The sequence below is a fragment of the Sphingobium yanoikuyae genome (genome assembly GCF_034424525.1).
In the GTDB taxonomy this organism is placed as follows: Bacteria; Pseudomonadota; Alphaproteobacteria; order Sphingomonadales; family Sphingomonadaceae; genus Sphingobium; species Sphingobium yanoikuyae.
The window spans coordinates 4949919-4966928 of the sequence record NZ_CP139979.1 but is presented as its reverse complement, the minus strand read 5'-3'; the positions used below and the strand labels follow the sequence as shown (position 1 = coordinate 4966928).

The 17010-nt window shown below is 66.4% G+C and carries 12 protein-coding genes; 8 read left to right on the top strand and 4 right to left on the bottom strand.

Annotated features, from left to right (window positions below; genetic code table 11):
- Positions 1-83 precede the first annotated feature (83 nt).
- The 6 genes from U0025_RS23170 (at position 84) to U0025_RS23145 (ending at position 6531) form a co-directional block, all read left to right on the top strand.
- Positions 84-1370: a hypothetical protein gene (locus U0025_RS23170; protein ID WP_004210066.1), complete on the top strand. Its 1287-nt coding sequence runs from the start codon at positions 84-86 to the stop codon at positions 1368-1370.
- A gap of 66 nt (positions 1371-1436) precedes the next feature.
- Positions 1437-2285 carry a 3-mercaptopyruvate sulfurtransferase gene (gene sseA / locus U0025_RS23165; protein WP_004210065.1) on the top strand — a complete coding sequence of 283 codons (849 nt, stop codon included), beginning with the start codon at positions 1437-1439 and terminating at the stop codon, positions 2283-2285.
- Positions 2282-3490 carry a cystathionine beta-lyase gene (metC, locus tag U0025_RS23160; RefSeq protein ID WP_004210060.1) on the top strand — a complete coding sequence of 403 codons (1209 nt, stop codon included), beginning with the start codon at positions 2282-2284 and terminating at the stop codon, positions 3488-3490. Before sseA ends, metC begins: the two co-directional genes overlap by 4 nt.
- A complete protein-coding gene (locus tag U0025_RS23155; protein ID WP_004210058.1) occupies positions 3487-4782 on the top strand; it encodes a mechanosensitive ion channel family protein in 1296 nt (431 codons plus the stop codon). The genes metC and U0025_RS23155 overlap by 4 nt, the downstream gene beginning before the upstream one ends.
- 271 nt (positions 4783-5053) lie before the next feature.
- Positions 5054-5794, top strand: coding sequence for a TorF family putative porin (locus U0025_RS23150; protein WP_004210057.1), 741 nt, complete (start codon positions 5054-5056; stop codon positions 5792-5794).
- Positions 5795-6012: 218 nt separating this feature from the next.
- Complete coding sequence (locus U0025_RS23145; protein ID WP_037491955.1) at positions 6013-6531, top strand: sterol desaturase family protein; 519 nt, start codon at positions 6013-6015, stop codon at positions 6529-6531.
- Positions 6532-7142: 611 nt separating this feature from the next.
- Here the strand turns inward: U0025_RS23145 and U0025_RS23140 are convergent.
- Entirely contained in the window at positions 7143-7862 is a 720-nt protein-coding gene (locus U0025_RS23140; protein WP_004210055.1) for a class I SAM-dependent methyltransferase, read from the bottom strand.
- Positions 7862-8989: a peptide chain release factor 2 gene (gene prfB / locus U0025_RS23135; RefSeq protein WP_004210053.1), complete on the bottom strand. Its 1128-nt coding sequence runs from the start codon at positions 8987-8989 to the stop codon at positions 7862-7864. The genes U0025_RS23140 and prfB overlap by 1 nt, the downstream gene beginning before the upstream one ends.
- 211 nt (positions 8990-9200) lie before the next feature.
- Between prfB and U0025_RS23130 the strand changes: the two genes are divergently transcribed.
- Positions 9201-9650, top strand: coding sequence for a hypothetical protein (locus U0025_RS23130; RefSeq protein WP_004210050.1), 450 nt, complete (start codon positions 9201-9203; stop codon positions 9648-9650).
- 33 nt (positions 9651-9683) lie between these two features.
- On the opposite strand, the gene U0025_RS23125 is transcribed toward U0025_RS23130, so the two are convergent.
- Both U0025_RS23125 and U0025_RS23120 read right to left on the bottom strand, forming a co-directional pair.
- Positions 9684-12218 carry a penicillin-binding protein 1A gene (locus U0025_RS23125; protein WP_004210048.1) on the bottom strand — a complete coding sequence of 845 codons (2535 nt, stop codon included), beginning with the start codon at positions 12216-12218 and terminating at the stop codon, positions 9684-9686.
- 136 nt (positions 12219-12354) lie between these two features.
- On the bottom strand, positions 12355-13635 hold the full coding sequence (locus tag U0025_RS23120; protein ID WP_004210046.1) for an N-acetylmuramoyl-L-alanine amidase: 1281 nt from the start codon (positions 13633-13635) through the stop codon (positions 12355-12357).
- Positions 13636-14154: 519 nt separating this feature from the next.
- Between U0025_RS23120 and U0025_RS23115 the strand changes: the two genes are divergently transcribed.
- Positions 14155-16893, top strand: coding sequence for an Rne/Rng family ribonuclease (locus U0025_RS23115; protein WP_004210043.1), 2739 nt, complete (start codon positions 14155-14157; stop codon positions 16891-16893).
- Positions 16894-17010 lie beyond the last annotated feature (117 nt).

The following is a 17010-nucleotide window of genomic DNA, read 5'->3' as shown; positions in this document are numbered from 1 at the left end:
AATTTGTCATCGGTCCGGCGCGCAAGGCCATCCGTTCATCTGGCGTTCAGCAAAATTTCTGCCTTGGCAGGGCCATGGGGTCTATGCGTCTGTTCTTTTCCGCCCTGCCGCTGCTGGCAGTCACACCCGCGCTGGCACAGCAAGCCACCGGCAGCGATCCGGTCGTCAATCTGCAGCGCGCCGCGCCGCCGCCGCCGGCCGATGACCCGCGCCGTCAAGGCCCGGAACTCGACGTGTTCCGGGGCACGGCAACGCCGACCCCGACGCCCACTCCGTCGCTGCCGCCGATCGTCGCCCCCACGGTGACGCCGGCGCCGACCCAGCGCCCGCCAGCGACCACGCCTGCCCCCGCATCGCAGCGCCCGACACCGACGCCAGCGCCGACGCGCACCGAAACACCGCGCACGACGCCCGCCCCTACCCCGGCCGAACGCCCGGCCGCGCGCGACACCACACCGGCGCAGCCCAGCCCGGCGCCCGCTGTGGCGGAACCGGACAATGCCGCCAACGCCGTGGAAACGCCGTCGCCGGCCGCCCTGCCCGCGCCCGAGCCGGTCACGGCCGACAACAGCGTCACCACTGCCGAACCCGCGCCGGCAACCGAAGCGCAGGGTCTGAGCTGGCCCTGGATCGCCGCCGCCATCGCCGCGCTGGCGGTGATCGCCGGCTTTCTGCTGATGCGGCGCCGTCGTGCGGGGGCGGACGTCGACGCCGTGCCGGCGAGCGCGCCCCCCCCGGCAGCCCCCCAGCCAGCCCCAGCCCCCGTTGCGCCGCCCCCGCCTGCTCCCGCGCCCACACCGGCAACAGCCCCCGAACCCGTGGCATCGGCGCCGGCCAGCGACGCCGGCGATCGCCCCTGGATCGACCTCGGCCTCGACATCAGCCTCGCCCGCTCCTCGCTGATCGGTGTGACCATCGGCTATACGCTGCTGCTCCACAATCGCGGCGATCGCCCGGCCCGCGACATCATGGTGCGCGGCATATTGGGCAATGCGGGCGCGCAGCAGGATGCGTTGCTGCGCCATTTCTTCGGTGGCGAGACCGGCATGCCGCTGCATTCGATCGTCTCGATCGCGCCGGGCGAAACCGTGCGCATGACCAACGAGCTGCGCCTGGCCCAGGACGAGATCGTGCCGGTGACGATGGGCGAGCGGACACTGCTGGTGCCGATCGCCGCCTTCGACGCCCATTATCGCTGGGGCGAGGATGAGGAAGCGCCCGAAGGCACCGGCCGCACCGGCCGGGCCTTCATCGTCGGCCAGGAACAGGATCCGCCCGCCGAACGCCTGTCGCCCTTCCGCCTCGACCAGGGGCCGCGCCAATTTCGCCGGCCGGCCGCCCGCGCCGCCGCCGAAGTGCCGCCGGCCTGAGCATTTCCCTTTCCTGTCCGGCCAGGCGCTCCTAAAGTGCCTGCCGGACAAGGCAAAAGGGGCCGCATGGACATTCTCGTTTCCACCGACTGGCTGGCCGGCGAAATCGGCAAGCCCGATCTCGTCATTCTCGACGCCAGCCTGTTCCTGCCCGGCACGCCGCGCGATCCGCGCGCCGAGTTCGACGCGGCCCATATTCCCGGCGCCGCCTTCATGGACCTGCCGAGCCTCAGCGATCCCGCCGATCCGGTGCCGGGCCAGTTGCCGCCCGACGCGCTGATGACGCAGCGCATGCAGGCGCTGGGCGTCAACGCCGACAGCCGCATCGTCGTCTATGACAACAGCCCGACCCACAGCGCGGCGCGCGGCTGGTGGATGATGCGCGTCTATGGCCTGGGCGCATCGGCTGCGATCCTGGACGGCGGCCTGCCCAAATGGGTCGCCGAAGGCCGCCAGGTCGACAGCGGCACGCCCGCCATCGCGCCGGGCAACGCCGTCGCCCGGCTGGACCGCACACAGGTCCGTAGCAAGGCGGACATCCTCGCCAATCTCGACAGCGGCACGGCGCAACTGCTCGACGCGCGCGGCGCGGGGCGCTTCACCGGCGCCGAGGCCGAACCGCGCCCCGGCATGGCGTCGGGCCATATTCCCGGCAGCCGCAACATCCCCTCCTCCGCCTTCTTTGCCGCCGACAACAGCTTGAAGCAGGGCGAGGAACTGCGCCGCCTGCTGATCGACGCCGGCACCGATCTCGACCGGCCGATCATCACCACCTGCGGCAGCGGCGTGACCGCCGCGATCATCCTCGCGGCGCTCGAAACACTCGGGAAGCGCGACGTCAGCCTCTATGACGGCAGCTGGTCGGAATGGGGCTTCGATCCCGCCACGCCCAAGGCGACCGGGCCGGCCGCATGAGCGAGGACAGCAGAAGGCCGCTAACCAAGCTGGCGCAGGCCGGCCGACGCGCCGACTGGACCGGCATGCCGGGACAACCCGGCGCGATCGTCAGTCCGGGCGTGTGGCGCGCGTCCACCATCCTCTATGACGATGTCGCCCATCTGCGGAAGGCGGCCGGCAGCAGCACCCATGAACGGCTGTTCTACGGGCGCAAGGGCACGCCGACCAGCTGGAGCCTGGCCGATGCGCTGACCGAGATGGAGCCGGGCGCGGAGGGCACGATGCTCTTTCCCTCGGGCGTGGCGGCGATCGCCTGCGCGCTGATGGCGGTGCTGCGGCCGGGCGACCAGTTGCTGATGGTCGACAGCGCCTATGACCCGACCCGCAATTTCTGCGAACAGGTGCTCAAACCCTTCGGCGTCGAGACGCTCTATTATGATCCGACCATCGGCGCCGGCATCGCCGAGCTGCTGACCGATCGCACCCGCGCCATCTTCCTGGAATGCCCCGGCAGCCTGACCTTCGAGGTGCAGGACGTGCCTGCGATCACTGCCATCGCGCGCGATCGCGGCATCGTCACCCTGCTCGACAATACCTGGGCGACGCCGCTTTTCTTCCCGGCGCTGGCCCATGGCGTGGACATCGCGATCCTCGCCTGCACCAAATATATTGTCGGTCATAGCGATGTGATGATGGGGTCGGTCACTGCCACACCGGCGCTGTTCCCCAAGGTCCGCCAGTCCGCTTATCTGTTCGGCCAGATGACCAGCCCCGACGATGCCTGGCTTGCCAGCCGCGGCCTGCGCACGCTGGGCGTCCGCCTGGCCCAGCATCAGGCGAGCGCGCTGGAGATCGCGCAGTGGCTGAAGGACCAGCCCGATGTCGCCCGCGTGCTGCACCCCGCTCTGCCCGACTGCCCCGGCCATGATCTGTGGGCGCGCGATTTCAGCGGCTCGACCGGCCTGTTCAGCTTCGTGCTGCAGGGCGGGGACGAGACGGCCCGCGCCGCGCTGATCGACGGGCTCGCCCATTTCGGCATCGGCTATAGTTGGGGCGGGTTCGAGAGCCTGGCCCTGCCGGTCGATCCGGCCCGCTATCGCACCGCGACCATATGGCAGGCGGAAGGCCCGGTCATCCGGCTGCAGATCGGGCTGGAGGATCCCGCCGACCTGATCGCCGACCTTGACGCCGGTCTCGCCCGCTTCCGGGCAGCGCGCGGATGACGCAGCTGTCCGCATGGCTGGCCCGGCTGCCGGGCAATGCGGACATCACCCAGCCGCTGATCGCGGTCGGCATCGCGCTGCTGCTCCATGCCATGGCCTATGGCCTGGCGCGGCTGCTGGCCCCGCGCATCCGCGAGCGCCTGCCTGCCCTCAGCGAACTGGCATCCACCCATGTCCGCCCGATGCTGCGCCATGCGATCAGCGCGCCGCTGTTCGCGACGGCACTGGCGCTGTGGCCGGCGGACAGCATCGCCCATCTGATCCTGGGCGCGGCGCTCGCCTTTGCCGTCGCCCTGTTCGCGCTGCATCTGTTGCAGGCGCTCAGCTTCCCGCGCTGGGCGATCACCCCGCTCGCCCTGCTGCTGTTCGTCATGGTGATATCGGGCAGCAGCGGCGGCATCGCGCCGGTCGGGTCGATGCTCGATGATGTCGCGCTGACGCTGGGCAAGCGGCGGATCAGCCTGCTCGACCTATTGTCGGTCGCGGCGACATTGGTTGCGCTGCTTGCCGGCATCCGCCTTGCCAACCGGCTGATCCGGCGCAGTATCCAGAAGGCGCCCGATCTCGACCCGACCCAGAAATTGCTGGGCCAGAAGCTGGCCGGCATCGCCGTCATCATCGCCGCCTTCTTCATCGGCATCGACATATTGGGCATCGACCTCACCGCCTTCACCGTCTTTTCCGGGGCGCTGGGCTTGGCGGTCGGCTTCGGCCTGCAGAAGACGGTCGGCAATCTGATCGCCGGCATCATCCTGCTGATGGACCGATCGATCAAGCCGGGTGACGTGATCGCGGTCGGCGACAGTTTCGGCTGGGTCAGCAAGATCGGCGTGCGCGCCGTGTCGATCATCACCCGCGACGGCAAGAAGCATCTCATCCCCAACGAAAATCTGATGACGCAGGAGGTGGAGAACTGGTCCTATTCCGACCGCAATATCCGCGTCCGCATCCCGGTGGGGATCAGCAACGACAGCGACATCGCGCTGGCCCAGCAACTGATGCTGGAAGCGGCCGAGGAAAGCCCGCGCGCGCTCAAGCATCCCGAGCCCAAGGTATGGCTGACCGCGCTCGGCCAATATCGGCTGGAGCATGAGATCCGCGTCTGGATCAACGATCCGGAAAATGGCGTGGGCGGGGTGACATCCGACGTGCTGATGCGGGTGCTGGACAAGTTCAAGGCACAGGGCATCATCGTCCCCTATCCGCGCCAGATCATCGAATTGCGGCAGCCGCAGGATAGACATGATCCAGCAATGAATGAGCCCGACATTTCGGACCATTCCCCGTCCTGAGCGACCGCGACAGCGTTCAAATATCCAATAAATCATGCCTTATCATGCAGATACGCCGGACATCCGGCGATCGCAGCCGCGCACCTTGTTGCGTCGTAGCAACAATAAAAGACGCAAAAGACATGAAATAGCAATAATATCTTGTGCGCCGCAGCGCGCGCAGGCATGGCCAAACTTGTTGAGGCAAGCTGGCCCACTTCCCCTGGGGGAAGCATAGAGGCAGGCGCCTGGACGCAGGCGGGACGATCGCAGAACCATCAAGGGGATTATCATGCGTAAGTCCATTCTCGGCCTCTCGGCCTTCGCTCTTGTTGCGCTGTCGGCACCCGCCATGGCCCAGGATGAGCCCGCTCCCGCGGTCACCGTCACCGGCAATGCGGCCGTCGTCAGCGACTATCGCTTCCGCGGCATTTCACAGACCAACAAGAAGTTCGCGCTGCAGGGCGGCATCACCGTCACCCATGAATCGGGCTTCTATGTCTCGACCTGGGGCAGCTCGATCGACGAATATGTCGCCAACGGCTCGGACCAGGAACTCGACCTGATCGGCGGCTATTCGACCACGGTCGGCGGCGCGACGATCGACGTCGGCGTCCTCTATTATTACTATCCGGGCAATGCCGGTGCGAACACCGACTTCGTCGAGCCCTATGCCTCGATCAAGGGCACGTTCGGCCCCGCCACCGCCAAGCTGACCGCCAACTACGCCCCCAAGGCGAAGGCGCTGACCGTCGGCAATGGCAAGGAAGATAATCTCTACCTCGCCGGCGACGTCTCGGCCTCGATCCCCAACACCCCGTTGGGCGTGTCGGCGCATCTGGGCCACAGCTTCGGTCCGAGCTACCTGACCATCGGCAAGGAATATACCGACTGGAATATCGGCGCGACCTACACCTGGGGTCACCTGACCTTCGGCGTATCCTATGTCGACACCGACAAGTCGCTCTATTCGTCGGCAGGCCACAATATCAGCAAGGCCGGCGTGCTCGGTTCGCTCACCGCCTCCTTCTGATCCGCCTTCCCTTCGGGGATGAACAGGGCCGCGCTCTCCAGGGGGGATCGCGGCCCTTTTCTATAGCGCGCTGCGTTATATCCGACGCAGGTCGCGCGCTCTAAGTTTTTGTTGCCGCATCGTTTTAAGCGCAAAACCGGTTCCCACTTTTGCGCACGATGCTCTATATGCGGTGTTTACGGGTCGCCTTGGCCCGCGCCGCTGCCTATAAGGCGGCGATGCCTCCAATCGCCCTCCTGCTGCTCTTCGTCGTCACGATCGCGCTGATGGAGGGTTTTGCCTATGTGATGCACCGCTGGGTGATGCATGGGCCGGGCTGGTTCCTCCATGCCAGCCACCACCGCCCCCGCACCGGCTTCTTCGAGGCCAATGACCTCTATTTCGTGATCTTCGCCATGCCCTCCATCCTGCTGCTGCTGGGCGGGGTGCAATGGGGCTGGGGCAATTGGGCAACGGCCGTGGGCGCCGGCGTCGCCGCCTATGGCGCTATCTATCTCGGCTTCCACGACATCATCGTCCACCAGCGGGTGCGCCACCGCTATGTCGCCCGCTCGCGCTACATGAAGCGGATCGTCCAGGCGCATCGGCTGCACCATGCGGTCGAGACCAAGGACGGCACGGTCAGCTTCGGCTTCCTGATCGCGCCCCATCCCGCGGACCTGAAACGCGAACTGGCGCGGCGCGGCCGGGCCGGCGTGCGCGCCGCCAGGGATTGGCAGCCCGGCACGCGGGACTAGATCCGCGCGACATCGGTGGGGAGCGGCCATTCCACCTACGTCATGCTGAACTTGTTTCAGCATCTATCAAGCCTAACAAGCCATTGGTCTATTGGGAAAATGGACCCTGAAACAAGTTCAGGGTGACGATGATGGGATGGGCCGCTTCTGGTCGCTTCTAGACCATCTTCCCCTGCAAGGAGGAATTTGCGACCGACTTTAGTCGTCAGTTGTCAAAGCCGAAGATCGTCATTGCGAGCGTAGCGAAGCAATCCATCTCGCGCCGGGATTGCTTCGCTACGCTCGCAATGACGGGAGACTGTCGTCAGCCGCCCTTTCCTATTCGGTCATTCTCTGCTCCACCCTTGTCCATGGACGAGAGTGCCCGCCAATCCATGCGCGACATCCCGCCAATGGCTGGCCGGCGCCTGACTGGCGCACCCTTGTCGCGTCACTGTCGCTTCGGGCGCGCGTCAGCGACGCGTCGCGTTCTGCCCGGCTGTCGCGTTACAGGCGCGCCACCGGCGCGCGGCAGGCGCATATCTGGCGCAAATAGGGTGAATCACCCCGATAACGGTGTGAACTTCGGCGGACATGAAACTGTCGCGTCGCGAACCGGACTGGGCAGGCCCCTAGCCGCGCAGCGCGCAGGGGACGATGCTGGACGGATCGGGGCGGGCGGTGCTGCGGCGGAAGCGGGCCATATAGCCACCGGCGGTCGGCTTGGCGATCATCTCCTCCAGCCGGAAGCCCATTGCCGCCAGTTCGCAGGTGAGCAGGCGCCGGGGCGTGCCATGCTGGTCGGTCGGCCGATCGGCATCGACCACGATCAGTTCGCCATCGGCTTTCAGCGCGGGGCTGAGATGCCAGAGGAACGCATAGGGCTCGGCGATCTCATGATACATATGGACCATGAAGATGCGGTCGAAGCTGTTTTCGGGCAGCTTGGGATCTTCCGGCGCGCCCAGCTTCACGCTGACATTGGTCCAGTTTTCGCGGGTGATGCGACGGCTGAGCGCATCGATCACCTCGGGCAGGATGTCCTCGGCCAGAACCCGGCCCTTGGCGCCGACGCGCTTGGCCAGGCGCACGGTATAATAGCCCTCGCCAGCACCAATGTCGGCAATGGTCATGCCCGGCCGGATGCCGGCCCGGTCCATGATGTCCTCGGCCTCATTGACCCGGTCGCGCGCTTCCTCGCTCGACCAGCGGGTCGACACGATCGGCGCCACCGGCCGGTCGGCGCGGGGGAAGGACGCGGCGCCGGCCGCGCGTTCCGACTGGTTGCCGCCTGCCAGCGGCCCGCAGGCTGCCAGCAGGAGCAACGGCCCCGCCAGCACCATGCGGATCATCAGTCGACATCCTCCACATCGACCTTCTCGCCCGTGACCTTCTGCGACAGGGCAGCGGCCATGAACGGATCGAGCGCGCCATCGAGCACATCGTCGGGGGCGGTCGAGGTGACGCCGGTGCGCAGATCCTTCACCAGCTGATAGGGCTGGAGCACATAGGAGCGGATCTGGTGGCCCCAGCCGATCTCCGTCTTGGCGGCATAGTCGGTCGATGCCGCTTCCTCGCGCTTGCGCAGTTCCGCCTCATACAGACGCGCCTTCAGCATGTTCATCGCGGTGGCGCGGTTCTTGTGCTGCGAGCGGTCATTCTGCGACGCCACGATGATGCCCGAGGGCACGTGGGTGATGCGGACCGCGGAGTCGGTGGTGTTGACGTGCTGGCCGCCCGCACCCGAGGCGCGATAGGTATCGATCTTGAGGTCGCTTTCCTTGACCTCGATATCGATATTGTCGTCGATCACCGGATAGACCCAGACCGACGAGAAGCTGGTATGGCGGCGCGCGGCGCTGTCATAGGGGCTGATGCGGACCAGGCGGTGGACGCCGCTTTCGGTCTTGGCATAGCCATAGGCATTCTCGCCCTTGATGAGGAAGGTGGCCGACTTGATGCCGGCGGTTTCGCCCGCCTGATAGTCGACCAGTTCGACCTTATAGCCGCGCCGTTCGGCCCAGCGGCGATACATGCGGCTGAGGATTTCGGCCCAGTCCTGGCTTTCGGTGCCGCCGGCGCCGGCGTGGATTTCCAGATAGGTGTCGCTGGCATCGGCTTCGCCCGCCAGCAGCGCCTTAATCTTGTCCTCGTCGGCGCGCTCGGCCAGCGCCTTCAGCGCAGCGATAGCTTCGGAGACCATATCCTCATCGCCTTCGGCCTCGGCCATTTCGATCAGTTCGGCATTGTCGGTCTTTTCGGCCTCGATCGCGCGGGTGGCGCCGATCGCGCTGTCGAGACGTGTGCGCTCGCGCATCACCTCCTGCGCCAGCTTGGCATTGTCCCACAGGGTCGGATCCTCGACGCGGGCATTCAGCTCGTCCAGCCGGCGCAGCGCACGGTCCCAGTCGAGGAAGCGGCGCAGCAAGTCCAGCGCGGCGTCGATACGGTCGATATATTGCTGCGCTTCGGCGCGCATGGGAGGTCTCCAGAATCTCGTGGCGTCCAGCGTCAGCTACCCGAACGCATCAAACGCCTGCCCCTATCCCAGGCCGGGCTTTTTGGGAAGATCAATCCGCCGGAGGGCCGGCGCGGCAACGGTCCGAAATCTGCCGGACATAATGGCATCTTAGCCCGATGGCGCAGACCGCCCCGCGCGAGGGCGGCGCATCAAGGGGGAAACCTTTTCCATGAAAGGCGATCCCATGAACCCGACCACGCCCATGCCGGCGACGCACAGCCCGGCCACCCTCTATATCCTGCTCGACGCCGTGCGTTGCTGGGCAGCGGCGCGACGCCGACGCCGGCCGGCGATGGCCCAGTTGCACCTGCGGCTGCGGCGCTATGGCTGCGAACAGCTATCGCCTGCACTCGACAGCCTGTTGCGTCTGGGCGAGCAGGTGACCGGCCATGGACTGCGCACCGGCCGGGGACCGCGCCTGAGCGAAGACGAGAATCTGCTGATCGACCTGTTGCAGGCGCGCTGGACCGGCCCCGTTCCCTATGCCTGCAGCGACGCGATCGCCTGCGCCTTCTGCTATGCGGTGCGATCAACCCAGATCCTGCTGGCGCAGGCGCTGGAGGGCCGGCGCGGCGCCGCCAGCCTGTCGATCCGCGACGCCAATCCACGCCACTGCTGAGGGAAAGAGGGCGGGCGCCGACGCGCCCGTCCCTCAATAGATGCCGCCCTGGTCCTGCAGGAAGTCGGCGTCGTTGCGCTGACGGGTGCGGACCGCGTCGGCCTTGGCCGCGACCTTGGCCTGGGCCTCCGCCTCCTCCTTGCGGATGGTGCGGCGCGGTTCGGATTCGGGCCTGAACGCTTCCCAAATGACCGCGGGCTTGGGCTCATCGGTCGGCCAGGCGCCATAGACGCGCTTGCCCGAGCGGCGGTCGATAGCGACCATGCGGATGCCGGCCGGGGCGATGAAGGGCGTCTTGGGGATGGTCTCCAGGATCGGCGCCATCGCCTCCTTCCAGATCGGCGCGGCGATGCGGCCGCCCTGTGCCCAGCCGCCCAGGCTACGCGGCTGGTCATAGCCGATATAGACGCCGGCAACGAGGTCGGGCGAGCCGCCGACGAACCAGACATTGGTCGGGCCATTGGTGGTGCCGGTCTTGCCGAACAGCGGGCGCTTGAGGTCGGCGAGCACGGTCGCGGTGCCGCGCTGGATCACGCCTTCGGTGATATGGACGACCTGATAGGCGGTCATCGGGTTCATCACCTGACGCCCCTCGAAACCGAAGCGCGGCATCGGCTTGCCGTCCCAATTGGCCATGTTGCAATTGTCGCAAGGATGCCAGCGTTCGGGCCAGATCACCTTGCCGCGCCGGTCCTGGACATAGTCCATCAGCTTGGGCGCGAATTGCCGCCCCTGATTGGCGAGCGTGGCATAGGCGTTGACCATGCGCTCCACCGTCGTCTCGCCCGCGCCCAGCGCGAAGGACAGATAGGGCTGATAGTCGCCGATGCCCATATTCTTGATGGTGCGCACGACCCGGTCCATGCCGGTCTGGCTGGCGGCGCGCACGGTCATCAGGTTGCGCGATTGTTCGACGCCCCAGCGCATCGTCTGCGGCCCGGCACTGCCGCCCGAGAAGTTGCGGAAGCATTTCTGGCCAAGGCCCGCGCCCTGATAGACGCACAAGGGACCGTCGACGATGATCGAGGCCGGCGTCATGCCATTGTCGAGCGCGGCGGCATAGACGAAGGGCTTGATCGTCGAGCCGGGCTGACGCTGCGCCTGGGTCGCGCGGTTGTAGGAGGAGAGACGATAGTCGAAGCCGCCCTGCATCGCGCGAATGCGGCCCGAATGCACTTCCTCCACCACCATGCCGCCCGACACTTCGGGAATATTGCGCAGCGCCCAGCTGGCGCCGTCACGGGCGACAAGGATCAGGTCGCCCGGCTTCATCGCCGAGATGGCGGGGCCACCGGTGCGGCGATAGGGCAGCTGCGCCAGGCTGGCGGGCAGCGCACCTGTGGTGCCGTCGGCAAAGCCGATCTGTGCGCCGCTGCGGTCACGGCTGATGACGGCGGCGACGCGCCAGCCGGCATAATCGACGCTGATGAAGCTGGCAGCGAGTTCGCGTTCCCAGCCCTTGTCGGGGTCGATATGGCCGACCGGGCCGGACCAGCCGCGGCCGGCACCAAAGCGCAACAGGCCGTTGCGCAGCGCGGTCTGGGTATGGTCCTGCGCGACGGGATCATAGGGGCTGCGCACCCACAGGCCGCCGGCATAGACGCTGTTGGGGCCATCCTCCGCCTTTTCGCCGAACTGCTGGATCAGGCGACGACGCACCTCCTCCATATAATAGCCGCCGGCGTTAGCGTCGAAGCTGGAACCATGGGCGGCAACGGTGCCGAGCGGCAGGGCGATGGCGGCGTCGCGCTGGGCCGCGCTGATCCAGCCATTCTTCTCCATCTCGCCCAGCGCCCAGTTGCGACGGTCGATCGCGCGGGCATGGCCGGTGGTGCTTTCCGGGCGATAATTGGCCGGCCCCTTGGGCAGGATCGCCAAATAGGCCATTTCATGCAGCTGGAGATCGGCGACGTCCTTGTCGAAATAGGCCCGCGCCGCCGCCTGCACGCCATAGGCGTTCCGGCCGAGGAAGATCTGATTGAGATAGAGTTCGAGGATCTGCTGCTTGGTGAGAACATTTTCCATGCGCCAGGCGAGGATCATTTCCTTCACCTTGCGCGTGGGCGAATATTCGTCGCCGATCAGCAGATTCTTCGCCACCTGCTGGGTAATGGTGGAGCCGCCACGGGCGCGCTGGCCCGAGCCGAGCTTGCTGGCATAGTCAAACACCGCGCCGGCAAAACCGGGAATGTCGACGCCATGATGCTCGAAGAAGGTCTTGTCCTCGGCCGCCAGATAGGCGTGGATCAGCTGCTGGGGATAATCGCTATATTGCAGCTGGACCCGGCGTTCGCGCGCATAGCTGTGGACCGGCTGGCCATTGATGTCGCGCACCATGGTCGGCAGCGGCGGCTCATATTCGAGCAGCGAGGTCGCGTCGGGCAGGCCGCGCGCAAAGATCAGCCAGAACAGGAAGATGGCGAGCAGGAAGCCGCCCAGCAGGATCGCGGCCCAGCGGAATAGGCGGCGCTGCCACAAGGGCTTCAACCGGTCGGCAATGCCCCCGGCGCCACGGCGCAGGCGATAGGCGAAGGACGATGCGGGCGGATTGGAACGGGCCTCTTCCATGGTGGAAGAGGCTCTAGAGCCTGATCGCCTGAGATGGAAGCGCTTTGCGTTTCCATCGATGGCGTGAATCAGGCTCTACATCCTGACTCCCGGTCAAAAGTCCTTCAATACCAGCACCGATGCGCGGATAGGCGCGTCAGCCGCCCGACCGGCCGTTGCCCATGGCGAGCTTGCGGGCGAAATGGACGTCGATGGCACGGGCGACGCCGCGCGCGATCGCCTGCTGCCCCTCGTGCGAGGAGAGGAAAAGGGCGTCATCCGCATTGCTGATATAGCCGGTCTCGAACAGGACCGAGGGGGTGTCCGGGGCCTTCAGCACCATCAGCGAGGCGAAGCGGTGATAGGCGCTGCGGAACGGCACATAGGGCGCAGCCTCGCGCTGCAGCAGCCGCGCGAAATTGGCCGAGATGTTCATCGATTCCCGCTGCGTCAGATCGATGAGGATCGAGGAGACGTCGCCCGACTGGTTGCCGAGATTGACGCCGTTGAGCACATCGGCCTTGTTCTCGCGCGCAGCGAGGCGAGCCGCTTCCCGGTCCGACGCGGTTTCGGAGAGGGTGTAGACGGTGGCGCCATGGGCATCGGCATTTTCCGCCGAATCGGCATGGACCGAGATGAAGAGATCGGCACCCAGCTTGCGGGCGATGCCATAGCGTTCCTGCAGCACGAGGAAGCGGTCATCGTCGCGGGTCAGCGCCACGCGCACCCGGCCGGACTTGACCAGCTGGTCCCGGATCGCCTGCGCGATCGCCAGCGTCACATCCTTTTCGCGCTTGCCATTATCCTTGTTGATGGCGCCCGGATCATGACCGCCATGCCCCGCATCGATCACTACCAGCGGGCGCGATCCGTCGCGCACGCCCTCGATCGCGGGCAGATCGACGCCGCGCGCGACCGGCGGAATCGGCACGGTGATCGAATGAATGCGCTTTTGCGGCCGGGCACTCATATTGGCGGGCACATCGAAGCGCAGCCGCCCCTGCCCCACGGCGGTACGAAATCGGCCATCAGTCACATTCTGGAGCGAGAAGCTGAGCGACTTGCCATCGGCCGCGATCTGCGGATCGCCCAGCGTCGCCGGCGTCGTCAGGTCGAGCACGATGCGCGCCATGGTGTCGCTGAGCTGGCCCTGGCGAATGCCACTGACCGCTGCATTGGAACCGGCATAGCGGCTGGCACCGGCCTGCGCACCGGCGACATCCAGCGCGATGCGGCGCGGCCCGTCGAGCAGGAAGGCGGACGCGCCCTCCACCCGATCGTCGAACCGAACGGTGACGCGGTCGCCCTGCACATCCACGGCCGCGATGCCGCCGGCATCGCCGGGGGTCGCGGCCAGCATCGTCGTTGCCAGCGCAATTATGTTGAGCATGCGCCGCTTGTGCAACGCGCGCCCATCGGCCGTCCAGCCCATTTTCATGACGTCTATCCGTCCAGCGTCCCCACGCTGAATTTCGGATTAAGCATCGGCTGTTGTGACGGGGTAAAATGAAACGGTTAATATCGGTTTCAGCATGAATCGCCGGCCGACCGATCAAGGTCATCATAAAGACATAATCTTTTCAGGGACCGTTGCCCAGCGCGCCCATGACTGCTACCCCTTCACATTCCGGGAGGACCGACCATATCAATAAGGTCCTTTGCGGATCTTGATTATTTGCATCGGCGCGCGCCTGTCGCTCGAGCCGATGCGCAACAGGTTGACGCTGCATGAGGCATGACTTTCCTTCCACGCTGGCCCCGATACCGGGTGCTGTGGCGTGGATGGTCCGGCCCGGCGCACTGTCCGGCCCTGCCGACGCAGCAGACACGCAATTCTTCCTTCAAACCTGGACGATGCCGCCTCGCGCGCCGAACCCGGCGCGCGCACGGCCGTCCCATCACTATCGCGTGGCGGCCCGGCCCAGTGCCTGCGGCCGCCATCGCCGGAGACACATAAATGACAATGCGTATGCTGATCGATGCGCGCCACCGGGAAGAAACCCGGGTCGCGGTCGTCAAGGGAAACCGGATCGAGGAATTTGACTTCGAATCCGCTGAGCACAAGCAGCTCAAGGGCAATATCTATCTCGCCAAGGTCACCCGCGTAGAGCCTTCGCTCCAGGCGGCCTTCGTCGATTATGGTGGCAATCGCCACGGCTTCCTCGCTTTCAGCGAAATCCATCCCGACTATTACCAGATTCCGCGCGAAGACCGCGAGGCGTTGCTGCGCGAGGAACGCGCGCATGCCGAGGAAGAGGCCGCGCTGCGCGCCGATTATGACGAGGATGAGGACGCCGCCGGCGACGATGGCGTCGAGGTCGTGGAAGCGACCCATCATGACGATGAGGAAGGCGCCCACGAAGCCGAAGCCAGCGAAGGCGAAAGAAACGAAGGCGGCCGCCCGAACCGACGCAAGCGCGAAAAGGGCGACGACGCGGCCGACGAGCTGCGCCGCAAGCGCATGGCGCTGCGCCGTCGCTACAAGATCCAGGACGTCATCAAGCGCCGCCAGGTGCTGCTGGTGCAGGTCGTCAAGGAAGAGCGCGGCAACAAGGGTGCGGCGCTGACCACCTATTTGTCGCTGGCCGGTCGCTATTGCGTGCTGATGCCCAACACCAGCCATGGTGGCGGCATTTCGCGCAAGATCAGCAATGCAGCCGATCGCAAGCGACTGAAGTCGATCATCGCCGAAATGGCGCTGCCTTCGTCGATGGGCTGCATCGTGCGCACCGCCGGCCTGCAGCGCACCAAGCCCGAGATCAAGCGCGACTTCGACTATCTCGCCCGCCTGTGGGACGAGATTCGCGAGAAGACGCTGCGCGCCGCCGCGCCCGAGCTGATCCATAACGACAGCGACCTCATCAAGCGGGCGATCCGCGATATCTATAACAAGGATATCGAGGAAGTGATCGTCGAGGGCGAGCATGGCTACAAGGCCGCCAAGGACTTCATGAAGCTGCTGATGCCGAGCCATGCCCGGCGCGTGAAGCAATATGCCGACGCGGTGTCGCTGTTCCAGCGCGCCAGCGTCGAGGACCAGCTGGCGGCGATGTACAATCCCGTCGTTCAGCTGAAGTCCGGCGGCTATCTGGTCATCAACCCGACCGAGGCGCTGGTGTCGATCGACATCAACTCGGGCCGGTCGACCCGCGAGCATGGCATCGAGCAGACCGCCGTTGCCACCAATTTGGAGGCCGCGCGCGAAATCGCCCGCCAGCTGCGCCTGCGCGACATGGCAGGCCTGGTCGTCATCGACTTCATCGACATGGAGATGAACTCCAACATCCGTAAGGTCGAGAAGGCGATGAAGGAGGCGCTGAAGGACGATCGCGCCCGTATTCAGGTCGGCCGCATTTCGGGCTTTGGCCTGATGGAAATGAGCCGCCAGCGTCTGCGCACCGGCGTGCTGGAAGCATCGACCCGCCAGTGCCCGCATTGCGAAGGCACCGGCCTGGTCCGCACCGCATCGTCGGCGGGCCTTGGCGCGCTGCGCATGCTGGAGGAAGAGGCCGCCCGTGGTCGCGGCAGCGTCATCACCCTGCGCGCCAGCCAGGAAGCCGCCTTCTACGTCCTCAACAACAAGCGCCGCGAACTGGACGAGATCGAACAGCGCTATGGCGTGCGCATCGTCGTCCTGCCCGATGGCGAGATCGAGGGCGCCCGCATGTCGGTCGAGCCCAGCGGTCCGCGCCCCGAACGCGTCGTCACCTATGCCCCGCTCGCGGAGGAAGAGGATGACCTCGACGTGATCGAGGAAGAGGAAGAAGAGGAAGAGATCGAGGAAGAGGCCGTCCCCGAACGTCAGGAGCGTGGCGAGCGCGGTGACCGGGGCGAGGAACGCGAAGGCGGACGCCGCCGTCGCCGTCGTCGCCGCCGTCGCGGTGGCCAGCGCGATGATGCGCAGGGCGAGACCGGCGAAGACAATGGCGCCGAAGACGGTGAAGAAGGCGAGGAATCGGCCGAAGTCGAGACCGATGCCGAAGCTGTGGCAGCCGAGCCGGCCGTCGAGGGCGAGGACGAAGGCGGCAGCCGTCGTCGTGGTCGCCGCGGTCGCCGTGGCGGTCGCCGCCGTCGCGAAGGTGGCGAAGCGGGTGCCGAAGCCGGTGAGACCGCTGGCGAGGACGGCGCCGAGACGGTGATCGAAGCCGAAGCGGCTGCGCCTGCCGAGGCGGCTCCGGTTGCCGAAGCGGCGCCGGAAGAAGCCCCGGCCGAGGAAGCGCCCAAGACGCGCCGTCGCCCCCGTGCCCGCAAGGCAAAGGACGCGGCCGCCGAGCCGGCTGCCGTCGAAGCAACCGAAGCCCCGGCCGAAGTCGTTGCCGAAGCGCCCGCCGCCGAGCCGGTTGCCGAGGAAGCGGCCGAAAAGCCCAAGCCCAAGCGCACCCGCAAGAAGAAGGCGGATGTCGAGGCCGAAGCCGCTGCGGCAGCCGAAGCGCCCGCCGTCGAAGCGGTTGCCGAGGAATTGGCCGAAAAGCCCAAGCCCAAGCGCACCCGCAAGAAGAAGGTCGAACCGGTCGCCGAGGAAGCCGCCGTCGAGGCCGCGCCGGCCGTGACCGAAGTCGCAGCCGCACCCGCCGAGGTACCGGCTGCGGCTGCACCGGCCAGCGAAGCCGTCACCGCCGACCCCGCCGCCGAGGCCGAGAGCGACGAGAATGGCGAACCGCGCCGTGGCTGGTGGCAGCGCACCTTCGGCCAATAAGGCCAGGGCACAGGCCTGAATGAAAAACGCCGCCATCCAGCCCCAGGGGTCGGATGGCGGCGTTTTTCGTGGCTTCACTTGATGTTCAGGGCGAGAAGGGCATAAATCGGGCCAATG

What these genes read in the sequence shown, in the direction of transcription:
- U0025_RS23170 (WP_004210066.1), top strand. Translation starts at nt 84, where the DNA reads ATGCGTCTGTTCTTTTCCGCCCTGCCGCTGCTGGCAGTCACACCCGCG.
- sseA (WP_004210065.1), top strand. Translation starts at nt 1,437, where the DNA reads ATGGACATTCTCGTTTCCACCGACTGGCTGGCCGGCGAAATCGGCAAG.
- metC (WP_004210060.1), top strand. Translation starts at nt 2,282, where the DNA reads ATGAGCGAGGACAGCAGAAGGCCGCTAACCAAGCTGGCGCAGGCCGGC.
- U0025_RS23155 (WP_004210058.1), top strand. Translation starts at nt 3,487, where the DNA reads ATGACGCAGCTGTCCGCATGGCTGGCCCGGCTGCCGGGCAATGCGGAC.
- U0025_RS23150 (WP_004210057.1), top strand. Translation starts at nt 5,054, where the DNA reads ATGCGTAAGTCCATTCTCGGCCTCTCGGCCTTCGCTCTTGTTGCGCTG.
- U0025_RS23145 (WP_037491955.1), top strand. Translation starts at nt 6,013, where the DNA reads ATGCCTCCAATCGCCCTCCTGCTGCTCTTCGTCGTCACGATCGCGCTG.
- U0025_RS23140 (WP_004210055.1), bottom strand. Translation starts at nt 7,862, where the DNA reads ATGATCCGCATGGTGCTGGCGGGGCCGTTGCTCCTGCTGGCAGCCTGC.
- prfB (WP_004210053.1), bottom strand. Translation starts at nt 8,989, where the DNA reads ATGCGCGCCGAAGCGCAGCAATATATCGACCGTATCGACGCCGCGCTG.
- U0025_RS23130 (WP_004210050.1), top strand. Translation starts at nt 9,201, where the DNA reads ATGAAAGGCGATCCCATGAACCCGACCACGCCCATGCCGGCGACGCAC.
- U0025_RS23125 (WP_004210048.1), bottom strand. Translation starts at nt 12,218, where the DNA reads ATGGAAGAGGCCCGTTCCAATCCGCCCGCATCGTCCTTCGCCTATCGC.
- U0025_RS23120 (WP_004210046.1), bottom strand. Translation starts at nt 13,635, where the DNA reads ATGAAAATGGGCTGGACGGCCGATGGGCGCGCGTTGCACAAGCGGCGC.
- U0025_RS23115 (WP_004210043.1), top strand. Translation starts at nt 14,155, where the DNA reads ATGACAATGCGTATGCTGATCGATGCGCGCCACCGGGAAGAAACCCGG.